The organism is Vibrio ouci (assembly GCF_004551525.1).
GTDB classification, from domain to species: Bacteria; Pseudomonadota; Gammaproteobacteria; order Enterobacterales; family Vibrionaceae; genus Vibrio; species Vibrio ouci.
Genome location: NZ_SATR01000233.1, coordinates 1 through 447, shown reverse-complemented (window position 1 = coordinate 447; position 447 = coordinate 1). Strand labels below are relative to the sequence as shown.

The window sequence follows — 447 nt, the reverse complement described above, 5'->3', positions numbered from 1 at the left end:
TAGTCACTAATAATAATAATAGTCACTAATAATAATAATAGTATCGCTGGTGCAGAGTAAAAAAAAAAAAAAAAGATTTTGTCCAATACCATTGAKGAAACAATCCAAAAAATCCAATTCAATTMATTAGMACSAATTAATTATAAGAAGTTCTTGTATGATTGCTAGTAGAATCGGGAAAGATTAAGCGCAAACAAAATAAGCAGCAGCGCTCTTGGAAATATCACGAGTCTTTTTCCTCCGCTGTTTCTATTGGGGACAATATATCAGTAAAACGGAATAAGGTATTTCGCGTCTTTTGTTGATCAGGCGACACCCGGATTTGAACTGGGGAAAAAGGATTTGCAGTCCCCCGCCTTACCACTCGGCCATGTCGCCAAGGCAATAGAAATAAAAAATAGACCAAAATMCCCCCCCCCTTTTTTTCTTMCTAAACTTCTTTTTTTT

General features: G+C 35.6%; 1 tRNA gene. It reads right to left on the bottom strand.

Annotation, left to right across the window (positions count from 1 at the left end):
* Positions 1–307: 307 nt before the first annotated feature.
* Positions 308–378, bottom strand: a tRNA-Cys gene (locus ELS82_RS27985).
* Positions 379–447: the final 69 nt, after the last annotated feature.